Here is a 1,916-nt window from a genome sequence, read left to right as displayed (position 1 = left end):
GCATCGAGCCGGTCGGCTCCGGGCGGCCCGTCGCCGGACCCGACGCGCGCGCCGCCGCCGAGCGCCGCCCCGATGCGCTGCGCCGACTCCGTCACGTCGCCGCGCCGCCGCGTCCACGCCTCGTCGACCGCCTGCAGCAGCTGACTGAACGACGGCAGCCCGTGCCGCGGCTGTGGCGGGAAGTACGTGCCCGCGTAGAACGGTTTGCCGTCGGGCGTGAGGAACGCCGTCATCGGCCAGCCGCCCTGCCCGGTGAGCGCCTGCACCGACTCCATGTAGACGGCGTCGACGTCGGGCCGCTCCTCGCGGTCGACCTTGACGGCGACGAAGTGGGCGTTGAGGTACGCGGCGACCCGCTCGTCCTCGAACGACTCGTGCGCCATGACGTGGCACCAGTGGCAGGCGGCGTACCCGACGCTCAGCAGGACGGGGACGTCGCGGCGCCGCGCCTCCGCGAACGCGTCGTCGCCCCACTCCCACCAGTCCACGGGGTTGTCCGCGTGCTGCAGGAGGTACGGGCTGGTCGCAGACGCCAGGCGATTCGGCACGCTTCCACGCTAGCCGCGCTCTGCGAGAGCCTGAAGCCGCATGGGCGCATCACCAATGATGTTGCTATGATGCAGCCGTGCGGACGACCGTCGATCTCCCCCCTGCCGTGCACCGGCGTGCTTCCGCGCTCGCCAAGGCGCGCGGCCAGTCGCTCTCGGCCACCCTGGCCGAGTTGACCGCGCGAGGTCTCAGCCAACTCGACGAACCGCTCACGATCAGCACCGATGAACGGTCCGGTTTCCCGGTGGTGAGCGTCGGCCGGCGAATCAGCTCCGAGGACGTCGCCGAGGTGCTGGGCGACGAGTGACGACGTACCTGCTGGACGCGAATGTCCTGATCGCCCTCACCGTTGCCGAACACGAGCACCACGAACGCGCCTCCCGCTGGGCCGCCGGCATCGACCGGTTCGCGGTGTGCCCCATCGTCGAGGGCGCGTTGATCCGGTTCCTGATCCGGCTCGGGGAGGCTACCCACTCGGCGGCGGCCGTGCTCCGGGAAGTGCGCGGCATGTCGAGATGCGAGTTCTGGCCGGACTCGCTCTCCTACCGGGATGCGAGCCTCGACCACGTCCGTGGCCCCCGCCAGGTGACCGACGCCTACCTGGCCAGTCTGGCCTCGGCCAACGGTGGCGTGCTCGCCACCCTCGACGAAGCGCTCGCCGCGGAGCTCGCCGACGCGGTCGTCCTGATTCCGGCCGCCACCGGCTGAACCCCCCGCATCGCGGGCCGATCAGGACGTCCGGCGCCACCGCCACCGCAGTGCGGCGCCCACGGCGAGCGCGGCGGCCGCGACCAGGGCGACCAGCCGCGGCGGCTCACCCAGGCCGGTGTCGGGCAGGTCCGGCTCGTCCGGGGTGGGCGTCGGCGACGGCGTCCCGCTCGGGGTGGGCGACGGGGTCGGCGTGGACGTCGGCGTCGGCGGCTCCTCGGCCGGCGGGTCGACGAACGTCACCGCGGCGATCTGCGTGCCCGCGTTCTCGGCCGTGATCGACACGATGTCGCTGGTCACGTCGTCCGGCAGCAGGTACCCGTCCGGCGCCGCCACCTCGACCCAGTAGTAGTCGCCGAAGTCGAGGTCACCGACGGTGCACAGGCCGTCGTCGCCGGTCGTGCAGGTGCCGACCACGACGTCGCCGCCGGCGAGCACCAGGTCGAACACCGCGCCGGGCAGCGACTCGCCGGTGTCCTCGGCGACCTTGTGGACGCTCAGCTCCGACAGCAGCCGCGGGTCGCGGTAGACGGCCCGGGTGATCTCGCCGCCGGCGTTCGACGCGTCGATGACGACCGGGTCGCTGACGACGTCGCCGGGCAGCTCGTAGCCCCGCGGCGCGGCGATCTCGACCCACACGTAGGTGCCGAAGTCGAGGT

At 72.8% G+C, this 1,916-nt stretch carries 4 protein-coding genes; 2 read left to right on the top strand and 2 right to left on the bottom strand.

All coding sequences use genetic code 11. The features are described from left to right. The coding region (locus tag DY240_RS22940; protein WP_147375461.1) for a thioredoxin domain-containing protein at positions 1 to 548 on the bottom strand (548 nt) is incomplete at its 3' end. Positions 549 to 625: 77 nt separating this feature from the next. On the opposite strand from DY240_RS22940, the gene DY240_RS22935 reads away from it, so the two are divergent. Then, positions 626 to 856: a hypothetical protein gene (locus DY240_RS22935; protein WP_119662099.1), complete on the top strand. Its 231-nt coding sequence runs from the start codon at positions 626 to 628 to the stop codon at positions 854 to 856. After that, entirely contained in the window at positions 853 to 1,257 is a 405-nt protein-coding gene (locus DY240_RS22930) for a TA system VapC family ribonuclease toxin (RefSeq protein WP_119662098.1), read from the top strand. The genes DY240_RS22935 and DY240_RS22930 overlap by 4 nt, the downstream gene beginning before the upstream one ends. A gap of 21 nt (positions 1,258 to 1,278) precedes the next feature. Here the strand turns inward: DY240_RS22930 and DY240_RS32295 are convergent. Continuing rightward, on the bottom strand, positions 1,279 to 1,916 hold a 638-nt coding region (locus DY240_RS32295; protein ID WP_199702117.1), incomplete at its 5' end, for an MSCRAMM family protein.

It is taken from the genome of Jiangella rhizosphaerae (assembly GCF_003579925.1).
GTDB lineage: Bacteria > Actinomycetota > Actinomycetes > Jiangellales > Jiangellaceae > Jiangella > Jiangella rhizosphaerae.
This window is presented reverse-complemented; position numbering and strand designations above follow the sequence as displayed.